The sequence below is a fragment of the Olsenella sp. CU969 genome (genome assembly GCF_905219715.1).
Classification (GTDB): Bacteria; Actinomycetota; Coriobacteriia; order Coriobacteriales; family Atopobiaceae; genus Granulimonas; species Granulimonas faecalis.
Genome location: NZ_CAJMXC010000010.1, coordinates 26,974 through 42,340, shown reverse-complemented (window position 1 = coordinate 42,340; position 15,367 = coordinate 26,974). Strand labels below are relative to the sequence as shown.

The following is a 15,367-nucleotide window of genomic DNA, read 5'->3' as shown; positions in this document are numbered from 1 at the left end:
GTCTTCCCCGTGCCCCCGGAGCCCGCCGCTGCCAAAAGTCGCTCGTCCCGGCTCGGGCTCGTTTCGGCCGTCGCCGTGTTCCTCGCCGCCCTGGCGCTGCTCGCGGCCTTCGTCACCTGGCGAATGGAGCTCTGGGGCGGCCGCACCCTGCCCGACACCGTGGGCATGGACCAGGCCCAGGCCACCCAGCTCCTGCAGGACGGGGGCTTCTCGGTGGCGACGTCCGACGTGGTCTCCGACGGCAACGTGGGCAAGGTCGTGGAGCAGGATCCGGCCCCCGGCCGCCGTGTGGACCCCGGCACCGTGGTCGCGCTGGGCGTGGGCGTGGAGCGCTCCGTCCCCGACGTGGAGGGCATGAACCTCGACGACGCCAAGCAGGCCCTGGAGAAGCGGGGCATCGCGCGCCTGCGCATCGAGTACGAGAACTCCGACAGCGAGGAGGGCACGGTCATCTCGGCGTCGCCCGCCGCCGGCACCGTGGNGACCGAGAACGACGTCGTGACCCTCGTGGTGGCCCAGCCCTACACCGTGCCCGACGTCGCGGGCCTCTCGAGCGAGGAGGCCCATGAGGCCGTGGCGCGNGCCGGGCTCACGCCCAAGGAGNTGCTCGTGGCCTCCGACGAGGAGTCGGGCACCGTGGTGTCCACCGACCCCGGCGCCGGCGCCACCCTCAAGCAGGGCGCCACGGTCACGCTCAACGTGAGCTCGCCGTACCCCTCCACCCCCTACGCCGTGACCGAGTACCTCTCCTGCCGGCCGCAGGACCTCTCCACCTACCTGCGCGATCGCGGCTACTCCATACGCTACGGCGCCTCCAAGGACAACGCCGCCACCNTGACGTGGACCGGACCCGCGGCCGACCCCGAGGTCGTGGTGGGGCCCAACCCCTTCGCCCGCTACGAGGGCTTCCAGTTCTGGGCCACGGACGCCCTGGCCGCCGGCGCCTCCGTCGACGGCGTGCGCCTGCAGGTCACGCAGGAGAGCGCCCCCGCCGACGTCGGCACCCTCAAGGTGGACCAGTCGTGCGTCAACGCGCTCATGAATGCTTGCGGCCTCAAGGCGTCGTCGGGCACCACGACGGTGGCCACGCCGCAGACCGTGACGCCCAAGATGAAGGACGCCCCCGACTTCGTGGCCAAGGCCGGCACCTCGGGCGACACCGTGTGGGCCGTGGTGGTGTGGCGCCAGGGCGACGCGGTCCAGGCCGCCGTGTGCGCGGCGCCCACCGAGGCGCTGGAGGGCAACCTCAAGAAGGAGTCGGTGGACCTGGGGCACTACGGCGACTCCATGGCCAACCTGGCGGCGTCCTACATCGTGGGGGAGGCTGGGCGGTGACGGCGGGCCACGGGACCGCGGCCGTGCCGGGGGCCGCCGGTGCGCCGGGCGGCGACCGGCGGCGGAGCGAGGGCGAGCACCGCGGGACCGAACGCCGCGACCGGGAGTTCTGCCGCGCGGAGAACGAGGACGACGACGGCTACGACCCTTGGAGCGACCGTCGGCCGGAGCCGGAGCCCCTCTGGGAGGAGGACCCCTGGGCGTGACGNCCCGCCTCCCTTGAGAGAAGACGGGGTGCGAGGCCCGGGGGCACGGGGTTTATCAATAGTAAAATAATCGAAGTGACAGATGCGCCAGGCACCGCTGTCACGAGGCGCCGCTGGCACGCGCCGTCTGCCGGCGGCGGCCCCGGGGTCCTAGCGGACGACCAGCCACACGACCAGCGCCACCACCGCAAGGGCGATCACGGCCGCCAGGGCCATGGTCACGCGGCGCCGCTGCGTCTGGCGCTTGGAGGAGAAGAGGTCGCGCCGGCCCTTGGGCACGCTCAGGTACTGGCCGTACCTGAGGTCCTTCTTGAAGCGCTTCTCGTCGGCGCGGCTGCGGCGGTACCCGGCGCCGGAGAGCACGGGACCGCGGCGCGTGGTGAAGCCCGACTCGTGGGCGTAGTCGATGGCGCCCTCGGTGTCGTCCTCGTCCATGAGGTCCACCGCGGGCTGGGTCACGTGGGGCACCGGCTCGCGCACGAAGGCCTCGCGGCTGCGGCCCACGGACGGCGCCGGGGCGGCGTGGCGCGGGGCGGTGTTGGTCGGCCGGGCGAGCTCGGGGTCCGGGGAGCGGTGGTCGAGGTCGCCCTCGAAGGCGGGGTCCACGGCCGAGAGGTCGCCCTCCGGCGTGGGGGCCGAGACGGTGGGCGGCTCGTCGTCGAAGTCGGGCAGGTCGAGGCCGGTGACGCGCTGGGTGCGCCCCAGGTTGGGGATGGCGGGCCCCGTGGTGGGTCGCTCGGTCCGCTCGTGCTCTGCCATGGTCGCTCCCGTCCCCGGTGCCGCTCGGCTTGGTGTGTTCACGTCATTCTAGAAGAGCCCCGCCGCGGGCGACGCTCCTCCAGGCACCCGCTAGAAAACCGACACGGGCGCGTCCTGCGCCGCCGCGAGCACCCGCAGGCGGCCGTCGGGCGTGGCGGCGTGCACTCCCAGCGCGTCCAGCGGCTCGGCGNCCACCGCGGCCGCNAGGCACCGCACGGCAACGGAGGGCCGGTTGTTCTCCTGCGAGAGGTGCATGGCCACCACGGCCTCGGTCTCGNGGGTGACCAAAGACGGCAGCGCCGCGGCCGCCTGGGCGTTGGAGAGGTGCCCGCGCTCGCCGGCCACGCGGGCCTTGAGGTAGGCGGGGTAGGACCCGTTCCGGAGCATGGCCTCGTCGTGGTTGGACTCCAGGGCGAGGATGCGCACGGAGACCAGGGCGCGGGCGGCCTCGGGGGTCAGCACGCCGGTGTCGGTGCAGATGCCCACGGCGTCGCCACCGCAGCGCACCGTCACGCCCATGGGCTGGCGCACGTCGTGGCTCGTGGGGAACGTGGAGACCTCCAGCCCCGCCACCGAGAAGCCCTCGCCGGGCACGACGGTCTCAAAGGGCAGGGCCTCCATGGCCGGCCGCGCCGTGGCCGTGCCCTCGCTCGAGACCAGGCGACCGCGCCAATGGCGGCACCATACGGCCAGGCCGCGCACATGGTCGCCGTGCTCGTGGGTCACCACGCAGGCGGAGGCCGCCTCCACGTCCACGCCCAGCTCGGCCCCGCGGCGCAGGAGCTCCCTGCGCGAGAGGCCGTCGTCCACCAGCAGGGAGCCGTCGGGCCCCTCGACCAGGTAGGCGTTGCCCTTGGACCCGGAGGCCAGGACGTGCAAGGTCAGCAGGCGTTCCATGGGGCCTCCTCGCGGGCGGGGCGGTGTCTCGGGCCCCACAAGTCTACACTTCAATGCTGTCCCTGAGCCCCGCGTCCGCCCGAGGAGGACCCCATGACCAGCGTCGCCAAACGCTACGGCACCGGTACCGCGCGCTTCTCGCNCCCCGCTCCCGCCGGCGACCCCGCCCTGCGCGCCCCCGTGGTGCTCATGGTCTCCGGTGGGGCGGACTCCTGTGCCCTGCTCCTCATGGCGGCTACATCGAGCCTCGACGTCGACGACGGCCGCGGCTGCGCCCCCATCGCCCGTGAGCGCCTGCACGTGCTCCATGTGAACCACGGCCTCCGNGGCATCGACGCCGAGGAGGATGCCGAGTTCGTGGCCGACCTCGCGGCCCGCCACGGCATCCCATGCACGGTGCGGTTCGTGGACGTGCCCGCCCTCGCCGACGCCACGCCGGGAGAGTCGTTCGAGTCCGTGGCGCGTCAGGTGCGCTACGAGGAGGCCACGGGGCTCGCCAACCGCCTCTGCGCCGAGGTGGGCTGCCCCCGATCGGCCGCGCGCATCCTCACCGGGCACACGGCCGACGACCGCTGCGAGACCTTCTTCATGAACGCGCTCANGGGCGNGGGCCCGTCGGGGNTCTCGTCGATCCCCCGGCGCCGCAACCGCATCGTGCGCCCGCTTCTGGACCGCACCCACGACGACCTCTGCGACTACCTGCGCATGCACGGCGTGGTCTGGCGCGAGGACGCCACCAACGCCGACACCCGCTACCTGCGCAACTACGTGCGCCACGTCGTGGTGCCCGCCGCGGCCGAGCGCAACCCCCGCCTCGTGGAGGCCGTGGCCACCTCGTGCGACCTCATGGCCGACGAGGACTCCTTCATGACCTCCGTGGCCGCCCGGGCCCTCCGCGACGTCTGCCGCCGTGCGGACCCCGGCGCCCGCACCCTGGACGCCGGGCGCCTCGCCGCCATGGACGTGGCCGTCGCCCGCCGCGTGGTGCGCATGNCCCTGCTCGAGGTGGCTCCGGGCGCCCGGCTGGAGGCCCGCCACATCGCCCGGGTGCTGGCACTGGTGACGGCGGGGGAGGGGTCGTTCACGGCGCCCCTCGGCGTGGACGTCTCGGTGCAGTACGGGCTGCTCCGCATTCGCGGCCGCGAGGGGGTCGCCGTGCTCCGTGGCGCGTGGCTCGACGTCCCGGGCACCCTCGACCTCGGCGACGGCCGCACCCTCACGGCGTCGCTCGTGGCCGTCTCGGGCGCCGACGACCCGCCCGGCCTCGCCCGCACGTTCGCCTCGGAGCGCGGCGCGTCCTCGGCCATGCTCGACGCCGAGGCCTCTTGCGTGTCGCCCACAGGCGGCCGGCTCTGGGTGGCGTCGCCGCAGCCGGGCGAGGTGCTCTGCCCCCTGGGCATGCACGGCCAGTCCAAGCGGCTCTCGGACCTCCTCCAGGACGTCCGGGTGCCGGCCCGCGATCGCGCCTCCGTGCCGGTGGTGCGCACCGGTGCCACAGGCCCCGTGGTATGGGTGGCCGGCGTGCGGGCCGACGAGCGCAGCCGTGTGGGGCCCGCCACAAAGACCCTGTTAGTATTGAACCTGCACGGCGCATGAAGAGGCATCGAGGAGANGAAGCCGTCATGGCAGAGCTGCACCCCGACATCGAGCGCGTGGTCTTCTCGGAGGAGGACATCGCNGCCATCGTGGAGAAGATGGGCCGCGAGATCACCGAGGAGTACGCCGACAAGAACCCNCTGGTCGTCTGCGTCCTCAAGGGCGCCGTGGTCGTCATGGCCGACNTCATNCGGGCCATCAGGGCGCCGCTGACCATCGACTTCATGGCCGTCTCCAGCTATGGCGACGCCACGTCGTCCTCCGGCGTCGTGCGCNTCCTCAAGGACCTCGACTCCCGCATCGAGGGCCGCCACGTCATCATCGTCGAGGACATCCTCGACTCCGGCCTCACCCTGTCGTACCTCATCAACATGCTGCAGTCCCGCGGCCCCGCCTCCGTGGAGGTGGCCGCGTTCCTCGTCAAGGACGTCGACGACCGTGATTGCTCCGTGGTCCCCAGGTTCGTGGGCGCCCACGTGCCAAACGAGTTCATCGTCGGGTATGGTCTGGACTATGCGGAGCGCTACCGCAACCTTCCATACATCGGAGTTCTCAAGCCGGAGTGCTACTCCTAGGGCGAGCGCGCCCAGCAACGGGGAGGGCCCTTCGGACCGGCAGGGGGTAACCACATGGCCGATCAAAAACCCACGGGAAGACCTACGGGGCCGTCGGGCAAGGGGCCCGGCCCGTCCCGCTCGAGCCTTCTCTACGTTCTCATCCTCGTGGCCTGCGCGGCTTACCTGTTCTGGTCCATGGGCGGCGTCGGCCAGCCCCAGGGGACCCAGACCACCGGTGACGCCGCCGGCCAGAGCCAGCAGGCCGCGCCCAAGAACGGCGGGCGGCTGTCCACAAGCGAGTTCGTGGCCGCCGTCGACTCCGGCCGCGTGAAGGCCGCCACCTGGTCGTCCTCGTCGGGCACGGTCACGGGTACCTACTGGGCCGAGCAGGACAAGGTGGGCAGCTAGTCCGACCTTGTCTCGTTCACCAGCTCCTATGCCGGGGCCGACTCCCTCGAGGAGCTCATGGCCGCCCACCCCGACACTGACTTCACCGTCGACACGAGCGACGCCAGGGCCGGCATGGACTTCCTCTTCGCGCTCCTGCCCACGGTGATCATCATCGTGTTCATGTTCTACTTCATGAACCACATGCAGGGGCAGAACTCCGGGGCCATGNAGTTTGGCAAGACCAAGGCCAAGACCACCNAGGAGACNCGGCCCACGGTGAAGTTCTNCGACGTGGNGGGCATCGACGAGGCCGTGGCCGAGATCCGCGAGATCCGCGACTTCCTCGTCNACCCCGAGCGCTTCCAGCGCATGGGCGCCGAGATTCCCCACGCCGTGCTGCTCATGGGCCCTCCGGGCACCGGCAAGACGCTGCTCGCCAAGGCCGTGGCCGGCGAGGCCCAGGTGCCCTTCTTCTCCATCTCGGGCTCCGACTTCGTGGAGATGTTCGTGGGCGTGGGCGCCAGCCGCGTGCGCGACCTCTTCAAGCAGGCCAAGGCCGCTGCGCCCGCCATCGTCTTCATCGACGAGATCGACGCCGTGGGCCGTCAGCGCGGCGCCGGCCTGGGCGGCGGCCACGACGAGCGNGAGCAGACCCTGAACCAGCTCCTCGTGGAGATGGACGGCTTCGAGGGCAACGCCACGGTCATCCTCATCGCCGCCACCAACCGTCCCGACGTCCTCGACCCGGCCCTGCTGCGCCCCGGGCGCTTCGACCGTCAGATCACGGTGGACCGCCCCGACGTCAAGGGCCGCGAGAGAATCCTCCAGGTGCACAGCGCCAACAAGCCTCTNGAGCCGGACGTGGAGTANGGCGCCCTCGCCAAGCTCACCCCTGGCTTCACCGGCGCCGACCTCGCCAACCTCATGAACGAGGCCGCCCTCCTCGCCGCCCGGCGCGACAAGGACGCCATCGGCATGGAGGAGATCGAGGAGGCCATGNAGCGCGTCATCGCCGGCCCCGAGCGCAAGAGCCGCGTGGTGTCCGAGCTCGAGCGCACCACCATNGCCTTCCNCGAGTAGGGCCACGCGCTGGTGGGCCACTACCTCTCCAACGCCGACCCGGTGCACAAGATCACGATCGTGCCCCGTGGCCAGGCCCTGGGCTACACCCTGTCCCTGCCCGAGGAGGACCACTTCCTCCAGACCCGCAACGCCATGTTCGAGCAGATCGCGGTGCTGCTGGGCGGCCGCACCGCCGAGGAGCTCTTCTGCGAGGACATCACCACCGGCGCCTCCAACGACCTCGAGCGCGCCACCAAGCTGGCCCGCCAGATGGTCACCCGCTACGGCATGNCCAAGGTGCNGGGCACCCAGGTGTTCGGCGAGGCCCAGCACGAGGTGTTCCTGGGCCGCGACTACGCCGACAGGCAGGACTACTCGCCCGAGACCGCCCTGCGCATCGACGGCGAGGTGAGTCGCATCATGCGCCAGGCCCACGAGAAGGCCAAGGCCATTCTCGAGGAGCACGCGGATCAGATCCGCACCATGGCCGGCGTGCTGCTGGAGCGCGAGACCGTGGAGGGCGAGGCCGTGCAGGCCCTGCTCGACGACGCCTGGGACGAGTACCTGGCGGCCCATCCCGAGGAGAAGGTCAACGAGGAGGCCGCCGAGGTGGGTCACGTGGTCGTCCCCGCCGGCGACGCCACGGGCGACGGCGGCCTGGACGAGCTGGGCAGCGAGGAGGCCCATGAGTCCGAGGAGGGGATCGACCACGAGCTCGACCCCAAGGACCCCAAGAGCCCCGAGGACCCCGAGGACTAGCCGTCACACAGCGTCACCGAAGAGGGCGGGCGCGGTCGGAACCGATCCGGTCGCGCCCGCCCTCCTGTCATCCCCGTCCCATTGGTCGGACACTTTTGTCCCAATGGTCGGGCACTTCTGTCACATTGCGCAATTTATGCAGCGGGCCCCCGTCACGCCACCACGTTCTGAGGGTTGCCCTCGCAGAACGCGGTCACGTTGGCGAAGGCGATCTTGGCGCGCCGCTCCATGGCCTCGGCGGTGTAGTAGCCCACGTGGGGCGTGAGCACCATGCGGGGCGCCGAGAGGAGCGGGCATGACGGGTCCAGCGGCGGCTCCTGGTCGAACACGTCNACGGCGGCGCCGCCCAGNTGGCCCGAGACGAGGGCNTCGGCCAGCACCGTGGCATCCACGATGGGCCCGCGGGCGCAGTTCACGAGCACGGCCCCCTTCTTCATTGCGGCGATCTTCTCGGCGTCGATGAAGCCGCGGGTGGACTCGGTGAGCGGCAGGTGCAGCGTGACGATGTCGGACTCGGCCAGCAGGGCGTCGAGGCCCCGGTAGCTCACTCCGGCATCCATGCAGGCGGGGTTGGGGTGGCGGGCGTAGCCCAGCACCTTGGCCCCAAAGGCCGAGAAGAGCCGGGCCACCCGGGTGCCGATGCGGCCGGTGCCGATGACGCCCACGGTCTTGCCGGCGATCTCGGTGCCCATGAGGCCCTCGGAGGTCCCCCCGTCGCGCACAGCCTGCTGGCCCGACGGCACGCGGCGCAGCACGTCCACGGTGAGGCCCATGACGAGCTCGGCCACCGCGGCGTCGGAGTAGCCGGCGCAGTTGCACACGGTGACGCCCTGGTTGCGGCAGGCCTCGATGTCCACGAGGTCCACGCCGGTGAAGGCCACGTCCACGAGCTTGAGCTTGGGTAGGGCGCCGATGACGCTCGCCGGGAACGGCGTGTTGGCGATGATGACGACGTCGGCGCCCTCGGCGCGTTCCCTCAGCTCATTGGGGTCGGTGGTGCGGGTGGGGAAGGCCTTGAAGCTGTGGCCGGCCTCCACAAGCGGAGCCGAGAGCTCGGCCACGATCTTGTCGGGCACGGAGAGGGGCTCGAGTAGGGCGATGTTCACGGGGGCTCCTTTCNTCTGATGCATCCTANCGCACCGGGNTGCGTAATGNATCAACGGGGAGCTGACGGCGCGTGACAGCGGTGCCTGGCCCATCTGTCACTTCGCCTATTGCCCGATTGATGGTCTATGCGCACCAAGGCCGCGCGGTAAGGGGCCCTCGACGCAGGTGCGGCTTGCCGTGCGTCCATAGGGCCCCTCCCGACGCGAGAAGGGCCCTGCGGACGGACTCCGGCACACGGGGCCCGTGGGGAGCGGTAGGCCGCCCGGTGAGGCCCCCTCGTGTAGAGAGGCCCTTACCGGGCGGCCTCGGTGTGTGCCGCGGCAGTTCGGGTGTGCCCCGACCCCAAGGCCGGTTCCGGTGGGCCCATGACGGCCCGTCGCGGCTCGCGGATGCCCCCGGCCATCCACCCCCGGCCGAGAGGTCATCGCACCGCGGCGCCGGCGGAGAGCCCGTCCACCACGGCCGGAACCTCGTCGAGGCGGTCCACCATGCGGTGCGCGCCCTCCTGCGAGAAGCCGAACCGCGTCTCCCTCCTCGCCACCACGAAGAGCCCCGCCCTCCTCGCCGCCTCGATCCCCGTGTCGGAGTCCTCCACGGCCACACACCGCCGCGGGTCCACGCCGAGGAGGCGCGTCGCCTCGAGGTAGACGTCGGGTGCCGGCTTGGAGCGGGCCACCTCGTGGCCGCTCGCCACGGCTGCGAACCGGTCGCGCACGCCGCAACCATCGAGGGCCGCCTCTATCTCCGCCGGCGAGGAGCACGACGCCACGGCGCAGGGGACGTCCCGGTCGCGCAGCCCGTCGAGGCAACGGTGCAACCCGGCCATGGCCAGCTCGCCGAGCCTCCCGTCGAGGACGGAGAAGGCCGGCTCCACCACCTCCTCGGCGCCCATGCCCTCCCATGCGGGGTCGGGGCTGGGTACCCTCGCGAGCCACCGCTCCAGGTGCTCGCGGTACACGGGGGCGGCGCACCCGACGATGGCACCCGCCTCGTCCCATCCCAGCGGGACCCCGTGGCGTCCGAAGAAGTCAACGAGGATGCGGCAGTAGGCCGCCTCGGTGTCGACGATGACCCCGTCAAGGTCGAACACGACGGCCGCAACAGTGTCCATGTCCCCTCCTGTCNGAAAATTGGTATTAAGAANACACNATATTGTCTACAATCACAGAAAGAAGGGATTTGTTCAAGGGGGTTGTCATGGGGCTGCTCGGGCGCAGGGATCCACGGAGGGTCTTCGACGGCCCCGACTTCGCGGTGACGTCGGTCCTGTTCGAGCCGCCGCGTCTCTCGCTGCTCCCCTGGGTGGTCGAGGACTCCTCCCGGGGTCTCTGGGCCGTGCGCTTCCCCGGGTGCGACCCCGCCGTGTTCCGCGACTCCGAGCTCCTCGACTGCCGCATCGTCGAGCGTGCGCCCGATGTCGGCGACGGCAGCGACCGTGGGCTGGCGGCGCGCATCATGGCCAACCCGGCGGCGGTGTCCCGGGCCAACGCGGCCGGGAAGGGCCGCTGCCTGGGTCTCTCGGTGGTGCTCGCGGTGCGCTCCGGCGAGGAGGGGGTCGCCCGTCTGGAGATTCCCGTCATAACGAGGGAGGTCCGCCGCGACTCACCGGCGTTCGAGAGTCTGAGTGGCTATGCTGGGGAAATAAAGGGGCGCATGGACGTCGTGATAGAACGAGGGGCCGCGGGGCCCGGGGGAGCGGGACGCGAGGGATGGGCTCAGGATTGACCATACCGGCCAAGGACCGCGCATCCGAGGGCATCCGCTGGCTCATCACCTCCCGGGGGCTCGGTCCCGGGGACCGCCTCCCGCCCGAGCGGGAGCTCTGCGAGCTCGTCGGGGTGTCGCGTACGGCCCTGAGGGGTGCCATCGCCGAGCTCGTGGCCGGCAATGTGCTCGAGAGCCGCCAGGGGTCGGGCACCTACGTGGCGGACCCGCGGGTGCTCCTGGTCTTCCAGGAGACCTACAACTACGGCGCCGCGGCGCGCGACGTGGGCATGGCGCCGGGCAGCCTCCTGGTCGCCTCCGGGGCGGAGGGGGCCCCGGCCGATGTGGCGGAGCGTCTCTCCCTGACCCCTGGCGACCCGGTCTTCTTCCTCAAGCGGGTGAGGACCGCCGACGGCAGGCCCAGCTCCATCGAGACCGGCTGGATCGACCATGGGCGATTCCCGGGTGTCGAGGCCCACGACTTTGCCCGGGAGAGCCTCTACGAGGTGCTCGAGAGCGATTACGGCGTCCGTATCTCCCACGGCGAGGAGCGCATCTCGGTGACGAGGGTCCGCGAGGACGAGGCCCCCCTGCTGGGCCTCGCCCCCGGCGACGCCGCACTCTACTTCCTGGCCGTCGAGAAGGACGACGAGGGGCGTCCTGTGGAGTTCGGCCGCCACATCATCCGGGCCGACCGCTACCACTTCGCCAGCAACGACCTGCCCGAGCACCTCAAGGGGAAGGTGGGCAAGAAGCCGTGGCTCTTCTCGTGACCGACAGGGCCCCGTCCGAGGACGAGCCCGTCTACCTCAGCATCCGCAGGGTCATCGCAGAGCGAATCGAGCGCGGCGACTATCCTGCCGGCCTCGCCCTGCCGTCCGAGAACGAGCTGGCGGACGAGTTCGGCTGCACCCGCCTCACGGTGCGCAACGCCGTGGGGGAGCTCGTGGACCGCGGCCTCGTGCGGCGCATCCAGGGCAAGGGGGCCTTCGTCGTGAGCCTCTGGGACGGGGCCGAGGCCGCCGGCATGGGCTTCCGCGAGATGATACGGGCCCACGACGCCGAGCCCTCCGTGCGTATCCTGTCGCGTTCGCGGCGCCTCGCTGGCCCCCTCTTCTCGGACCTGTTCGGGGTGGCGCCCGAGGACGAGCTCTACTGCGTGCGTCGGCTCAACAGCGTCGACGGTGTCCCGATCTCCATCGAGAGCGCGCTCATCCCGCTCTCGCTCTTCCCCGACATCGAGGGGGTGGACGTGGCCGTCTTCAGCCTCTACGAGACCTACGCGATGTACGGGCNCGAGGTCGTGGGNACCCAGGAGGTCCTCGGCCTGACCNAGCTCTCGGCGCGCGACGCCGGCCTGTTCCGCGTGCGGGCCGGTGACCCCGCCTTGACCCTCGACTGCGTGAGCTACGACGGCGAGGGCCGTGCCGTGGAGTACGTGAGGGCCCTCAACCTNGGCGACCGCGGGGGCTACGTCTACACCTACTGACGCCCGTTGGGCGGTGGGGGCGGTTCCGCTACCGCTTGTCCCTCATTTTCTACCGCTCGCCGGTATCCCTTGGTTACCGAGAATTGGTATCAAAACAGTGTTAGCTTGTGTATAGCAAATGGTCACAAAAAGTCGCCACTTATATTCTCATTATCGCCAACCGTCGATTCAAGGGAAGGGGCAGCAGTGAAGTCGCAGACCCCCACGATGCTCGATTACGCCCGGTCGGCGCNGAACCGCATGGCCGAGAACCTCGGNCGTTCGGCGGAGCTCACCTGCTGGCTGGTGGATTCCTATGCCGCGACGCTCCGGCGCTCCGGCGGCCCGGCGGTCAGGANCGTCGCGTCCGGGTCCTCCCGCCACGCGGCCGACTGCGCCCGCNACTTCATGGCCCGGACCCTCGGGGAGCAGGTGTGCGTCGTGACCCCGGAGCGGTTCATGGCGTTCGACCACGACTACCCCGNCAACGCGTTCAACGTGGTGGTCTCGCAGAGCGGATACTCCACCAACGTGCTCGCGGCCCTCGACTTCCTGCATGACAGCGGTCAGCCGGCGGTCGCCCTCACNGCGAACCCCGGCTCGCCCGTGGCCGCCCGCGCCGACGTGGCGGTGGACTACGGGTGCGGGCTGGAGGCGGTGGACTTCGTCACCCAGGGCATGCTCACCCTGGTCGAGTTCTTCATGCTCTTCTCGCTCTACGGGGCAGAGGCGGCGGGGACCATCGGGCAGCGGGCCCTCATGGAGGGTCTCGCCTCCGTCGAGGACGCCGTGGCCGCCCACGGTGCCTGCCTGCCCGTGGCCGACGCCTTCGTCGAGCGGCACATGGGCGAGCTCTCCCGCCGCTCCCCCGCCCTCGTCGTGGGCAACGGCCCCGCATGGGGCGTCGCCGAGGAGGCCGCCCTCAAGTTCCAGGAGACGCTCAAGATCGCCGCCGCCCCCTTCGAGGGCGAGGAGTTCATGCACGGCCCCGAGATGCAGGTGGCCCCCGGACACCTCGTGTTCATCCAGGACGACCCCGCAGGGTCGCCGCGCCTCGCCCGCTGCGCCCGGGTCATGTCCCAGGTGACGCCGTCGGCGTGGCTGCTCACGGCCCACCCGGCGGGGGAGCCCTGCGAGGTGGCCCTGCCCCCCTTCGCCGACCCGCTCTGCACCGCCATTCCCAACCTGGGGTTCTTCCAGGTCGTGGCGGCGACGGTCGCCCAGGCGACGGACTCCTGGGACGTCCACCCGTTCCTGGCGGCCCACGAGGGCGAGCTCGGCAGCAAGGCGCCCGGCTACGACGAGGCCGTGGCCGAGCTCGAGCGCCGGGCATCCACTTCCGCAGANACGGCGCGTCCCTAGGCGCCTGNCCCTTGGACGGCCGCCGGTACCCGGCCGCCCCGTACCACCGGAGAGAGAGTGAGAGGAACACCGTGAAAGAGACTGAGAAGGTTGAGATCATGCACTTCGACCAGGAGGGGTACCTCGCCGNCGGCGAGGCCCTCCACGAGACCGGCAAGCGCATGGCCGCCATGGCCGACAAGGTGGCCGACGAGGGCTACGACGNCGTCTTCCTCATGGGCGTCGGCGGCACGTGGGACGAGCTCATGCAGCTCGAGTACATGATGAACAAGTACGGCGACAAGGACCTCGAGGTCTACCTCATCCACGCCGCCGAGTGGCTCGTGGCGGGCCACAAGCGCATGACCGAGCGCTCCGTGGTGCTCACCGCGTCCGAGAGCGGCACCACGCCCGAGATCCTCGAGGCGGTGGCCAGGCTCAAGGAGATGGGCGTGCGCGTGGTGGCCATGACCAAGCCAGACGGCCCCATCGGCAAGGCGGTGGGTGCCGAGAACTGCGTGGCCATGGCGTCCAGCCACGGGTGCGGCGGCTGCGAGGGCGGGTATTACCTCGCCGACTGCTTCGGCCTCAAGCTCCTCGAGCGNCGCGGCAGCTTTCCGGCCTACGACCGCTTCATCGAGCAGTGCCGCGGAATTTGGGCGGACCTCGTCGACATCCGCAAGAGGTTCGAGCCCGTCGCCGAGAGGATCGCGCGCTCCTACGCCCTCGCCCCCTACACCATGTTCGTGGGCTCCGGCGCCCTATGGGGCGAGACCATCCTGTTCGCCATGTNCATTCTCGAGGAGATGCAGTGGAAGCGCACCCGCTACATCAGCTCCGCCGACTTCTTCCACGGCACCCTCGAGCTCGTGGAGGAGGGCGTCCCCGTCGTGCTCTTCAAGGGCGTCGACGAGTACCGCAAGCTCGACGACCGCGTCGAGGCGTTCCTCAAGAGCGGCCGCACCGGTGACGACGACGTTGTCGTCATCGACGTCGACGAGTTCGCGACGCCCTCGATCGACAAGGAGTTCCGCACCATCGTGAGTCCGTGGATCCTCTCGTCCCTGGTGACCGACCGCGTGTCCGCCTACTACGAGACCGTCACGAAGCACAACCTCAACTATCGCCGCTACTACCACCAGTTCGAGTACTAGCCAGCAGCCGTGGCCGGCCGGGGTGCTGGCCACGGGCAGGGGGGTCCCATGAGAAGGTTCGTTATCGCATCCCATGCCCACTTCGCCCAGGGAATCGCCGAGGCCCTGGCCTTCCTTGTCGGGGAGCGCGAGGACCTCACGACGGCGTGCCTGTTCGTCGACGGCAACGACGACGTGGCAGCGGTGGCGGCGGAGGCCGTGGGCGACGGGGACGACGAGGTCGTGGTGTGCTGCGACATCCTCGGGGGGTCGGTGTGCAACGNGTTCACCAAGCTCCTCGCCGGNCACCCCAACCTCCATGTGGTGGCCAACATGAGCCTCCCGCTCCTGATCTCCCTGCTCTTCTCCGACTCGGCCGAGCCGGTGGGAGAGGTGGTGCGCCGGGCCGTGACCTCGCCGGATACGGCACCCAAGTACGTGAACGACCTCGTGGCGTTCGAGGGCGCCGAGGAGGAGGAGTTCTGAGAACGGCCTCGAGGCCGGGACCGCACGTCCGTCCGTTCGTCTCTAGTTCCTGGGGGTATCAACTATGATTCNTTTGCTGAGGGTCNACCACCGGTTGCTCCATGGGCAGGTCGCCGTGTCGTGGTGTCAGGGGCTGGGCGCCAACTGCGTCTTCTGCGTCGGGGACCACGTCGCCAACGATCCCGTGTGGAAGACCACGTTAAAGCTGGGCAAGCCCGCGGGCTGCAAGCTNGTCATNNNGGACATGGACCATGCCGTCNAGGCCATCAACTCCGGCGTCANCGACAAGTACCGCATGGTCGTCAGCGTGCAGANCATCGCCGAGGCCAAGGAGCTGGCCGACCGCTGCCCGGTGGTGACCAGCATCAACCTCGGCAACACCAAGGCGAGCCCCACGACCCGGGAGGTCTCCCGCCAAGTCTTCCTCGAGCCCGAGGAGGAGGCCATNATCCGCGAGCTCGTCGACCGCGGCGTCGAGGTGGAGATCAGGCCCCTGGCCGACGACCCCAAGGTCGACGCCGCCTCCGTGCTCTGAGGCCACTCCTTTGCATCCACTCCACAGATTGG

At 70.6% G+C, this 15,367-nt stretch carries 18 protein-coding genes; 14 read left to right on the top strand and 4 right to left on the bottom strand.

The window, feature by feature from the left end; genetic code table 11:
- Positions 1-1,335, top strand: a 1,335-nt coding sequence (locus JX283_RS02305; protein ID WP_204829158.1) for a PASTA domain-containing protein, incomplete at its 5' end; no start/stop codon positions are given.
- Positions 1,332-1,541, top strand: coding sequence for a hypothetical protein (locus JX283_RS02300; protein ID WP_135977987.1), 210 nt, complete (start codon positions 1,332-1,334; stop codon positions 1,539-1,541). The genes JX283_RS02305 and JX283_RS02300, both read left to right, overlap by 4 nt.
- A 150-nt stretch (positions 1,542-1,691) precedes the next feature.
- Here the strand turns inward: JX283_RS02300 and JX283_RS02295 are convergent, their stop codons facing one another.
- Together JX283_RS02295 and JX283_RS02290 are read right to left on the bottom strand one after the other, a co-directional pair.
- A complete protein-coding gene (locus JX283_RS02295) occupies positions 1,692-2,300 on the bottom strand; it encodes a hypothetical protein (protein ID WP_204408009.1) in 609 nt (202 codons plus the stop codon).
- 90 nt (positions 2,301-2,390) lie between these two features.
- Positions 2,391-3,197: an MBL fold metallo-hydrolase gene (locus JX283_RS02290; RefSeq protein ID WP_204829157.1), complete on the bottom strand. Its 807-nt coding sequence runs from the start codon at positions 3,195-3,197 to the stop codon at positions 2,391-2,393.
- Positions 3,198-3,290: 93 nt separating this feature from the next.
- On the opposite strand from JX283_RS02290, the gene tilS reads away from it, so the two are divergent.
- The 5 genes from tilS to JX283_RS08760 all read left to right on the top strand — a co-directional run bounded on the left by tilS (position 3,291) and on the right by JX283_RS08760 (position 7,561).
- Positions 3,291-4,793: a tRNA lysidine(34) synthetase TilS gene (gene tilS / locus JX283_RS02285; protein WP_204829156.1), complete on the top strand. Its 1,503-nt coding sequence runs from the start codon at positions 3,291-3,293 to the stop codon at positions 4,791-4,793.
- 26 nt (positions 4,794-4,819) lie between these two features.
- Entirely contained in the window at positions 4,820-5,368 is a 549-nt protein-coding gene (gene hpt / locus JX283_RS02280) for a hypoxanthine phosphoribosyltransferase (protein ID WP_204829155.1), read from the top strand.
- A 54-nt stretch (positions 5,369-5,422) separates the two neighbouring features.
- The gene (locus JX283_RS08770; protein WP_204829154.1) at positions 5,423-5,758 is read left to right on the top strand and encodes a hypothetical protein; all 336 of its coding nucleotides are present in this window, start codon (positions 5,423-5,425) and stop codon (positions 5,756-5,758) included.
- Positions 5,759-5,815: 57 nt separating this feature from the next.
- Complete coding sequence (locus JX283_RS08765) at positions 5,816-6,820, top strand: ATP-dependent metallopeptidase FtsH/Yme1/Tma family protein (protein ID WP_370583395.1); 1,005 nt, start codon at positions 5,816-5,818, stop codon at positions 6,818-6,820.
- A 12-nt stretch (positions 6,821-6,832) separates the two neighbouring features.
- On the top strand, positions 6,833-7,561 hold the full coding sequence (locus tag JX283_RS08760; protein WP_370583394.1) for a hypothetical protein: 729 nt from the start codon (positions 6,833-6,835) through the stop codon (positions 7,559-7,561).
- 152 nt (positions 7,562-7,713) lie between these two features.
- On the opposite strand, the gene JX283_RS02265 is transcribed toward JX283_RS08760, so the two are convergent.
- On the bottom strand, positions 7,714-8,667 hold the full coding sequence (locus tag JX283_RS02265) for an NAD(P)-dependent oxidoreductase (RefSeq protein WP_204829153.1): 954 nt from the start codon (positions 8,665-8,667) through the stop codon (positions 7,714-7,716).
- Positions 8,668-9,089: 422 nt separating this feature from the next.
- Positions 9,090-9,779: an HAD family phosphatase gene (locus JX283_RS02260; protein ID WP_135977994.1), complete on the bottom strand. Its 690-nt coding sequence runs from the start codon at positions 9,777-9,779 to the stop codon at positions 9,090-9,092.
- Between the two features lie 86 nt (positions 9,780-9,865).
- Here JX283_RS02260 and JX283_RS02255 point away from each other — a divergent pair, with 86 nt between their 5' ends.
- The 7 genes from JX283_RS02255 (at position 9,866) to JX283_RS02225 (ending at position 15,335) form a co-directional block, all read left to right on the top strand.
- On the top strand, positions 9,866-10,393 hold the full coding sequence (locus JX283_RS02255; protein ID WP_204829152.1) for a hypothetical protein: 528 nt from the start codon (positions 9,866-9,868) through the stop codon (positions 10,391-10,393).
- Positions 10,378-11,145: a GntR family transcriptional regulator gene (locus tag JX283_RS02250; RefSeq protein ID WP_204829151.1), complete on the top strand. Its 768-nt coding sequence runs from the start codon at positions 10,378-10,380 to the stop codon at positions 11,143-11,145. Before JX283_RS02255 ends, JX283_RS02250 begins: the two co-directional genes overlap by 16 nt.
- Positions 11,142-11,861 carry a GntR family transcriptional regulator gene (locus JX283_RS02245; RefSeq protein ID WP_204829150.1) on the top strand — a complete coding sequence of 240 codons (720 nt, stop codon included), beginning with the start codon at positions 11,142-11,144 and terminating at the stop codon, positions 11,859-11,861. The genes JX283_RS02250 and JX283_RS02245 overlap by 4 nt, the downstream gene beginning before the upstream one ends.
- Before the next feature lie 186 nt (positions 11,862-12,047).
- Entirely contained in the window at positions 12,048-13,202 is a 1,155-nt protein-coding gene (locus JX283_RS02240; RefSeq protein WP_204829149.1) for an SIS domain-containing protein, read from the top strand.
- A gap of 71 nt (positions 13,203-13,273) precedes the next feature.
- A complete protein-coding gene (locus JX283_RS02235) occupies positions 13,274-14,335 on the top strand; it encodes an SIS domain-containing protein (RefSeq protein ID WP_204829148.1) in 1,062 nt (353 codons plus the stop codon).
- A 48-nt stretch (positions 14,336-14,383) separates the two neighbouring features.
- Positions 14,384-14,800, top strand: a complete 417-nt coding sequence (locus JX283_RS02230; RefSeq protein ID WP_204829147.1) for a PTS sugar transporter subunit IIA — start codon at positions 14,384-14,386, stop codon at positions 14,798-14,800.
- Positions 14,801-14,864: 64 nt separating this feature from the next.
- Complete coding sequence (locus tag JX283_RS02225) at positions 14,865-15,335, top strand: PTS sugar transporter subunit IIB (RefSeq protein WP_204829146.1); 471 nt, start codon at positions 14,865-14,867, stop codon at positions 15,333-15,335.
- The last annotated feature ends 32 nt before the right edge of the window (positions 15,336-15,367 follow it).

What these genes read in the sequence shown, in the direction of transcription:
- JX283_RS08770 (WP_204829154.1), top strand. Translation starts at nt 5,423, where the DNA reads ATGGCCGATCAAAAACCCACGGGAAGACCTACGGGGCCGTCGGGCAAG.
- JX283_RS02260 (WP_135977994.1), bottom strand. Translation starts at nt 9,779, where the DNA reads ATGGACACTGTTGCGGCCGTCGTGTTCGACCTTGACGGGGTCATCGTC.
- JX283_RS02250 (WP_204829151.1), top strand. Translation starts at nt 10,378, where the DNA reads ATGGGCTCAGGATTGACCATACCGGCCAAGGACCGCGCATCCGAGGGC.
- JX283_RS02295 (WP_204408009.1), bottom strand. Translation starts at nt 2,300, where the DNA reads ATGGCAGAGCACGAGCGGACCGAGCGACCCACCACGGGGCCCGCCATC.
- JX283_RS02255 (WP_204829152.1), top strand. Translation starts at nt 9,866, where the DNA reads ATGGGGCTGCTCGGGCGCAGGGATCCACGGAGGGTCTTCGACGGCCCC.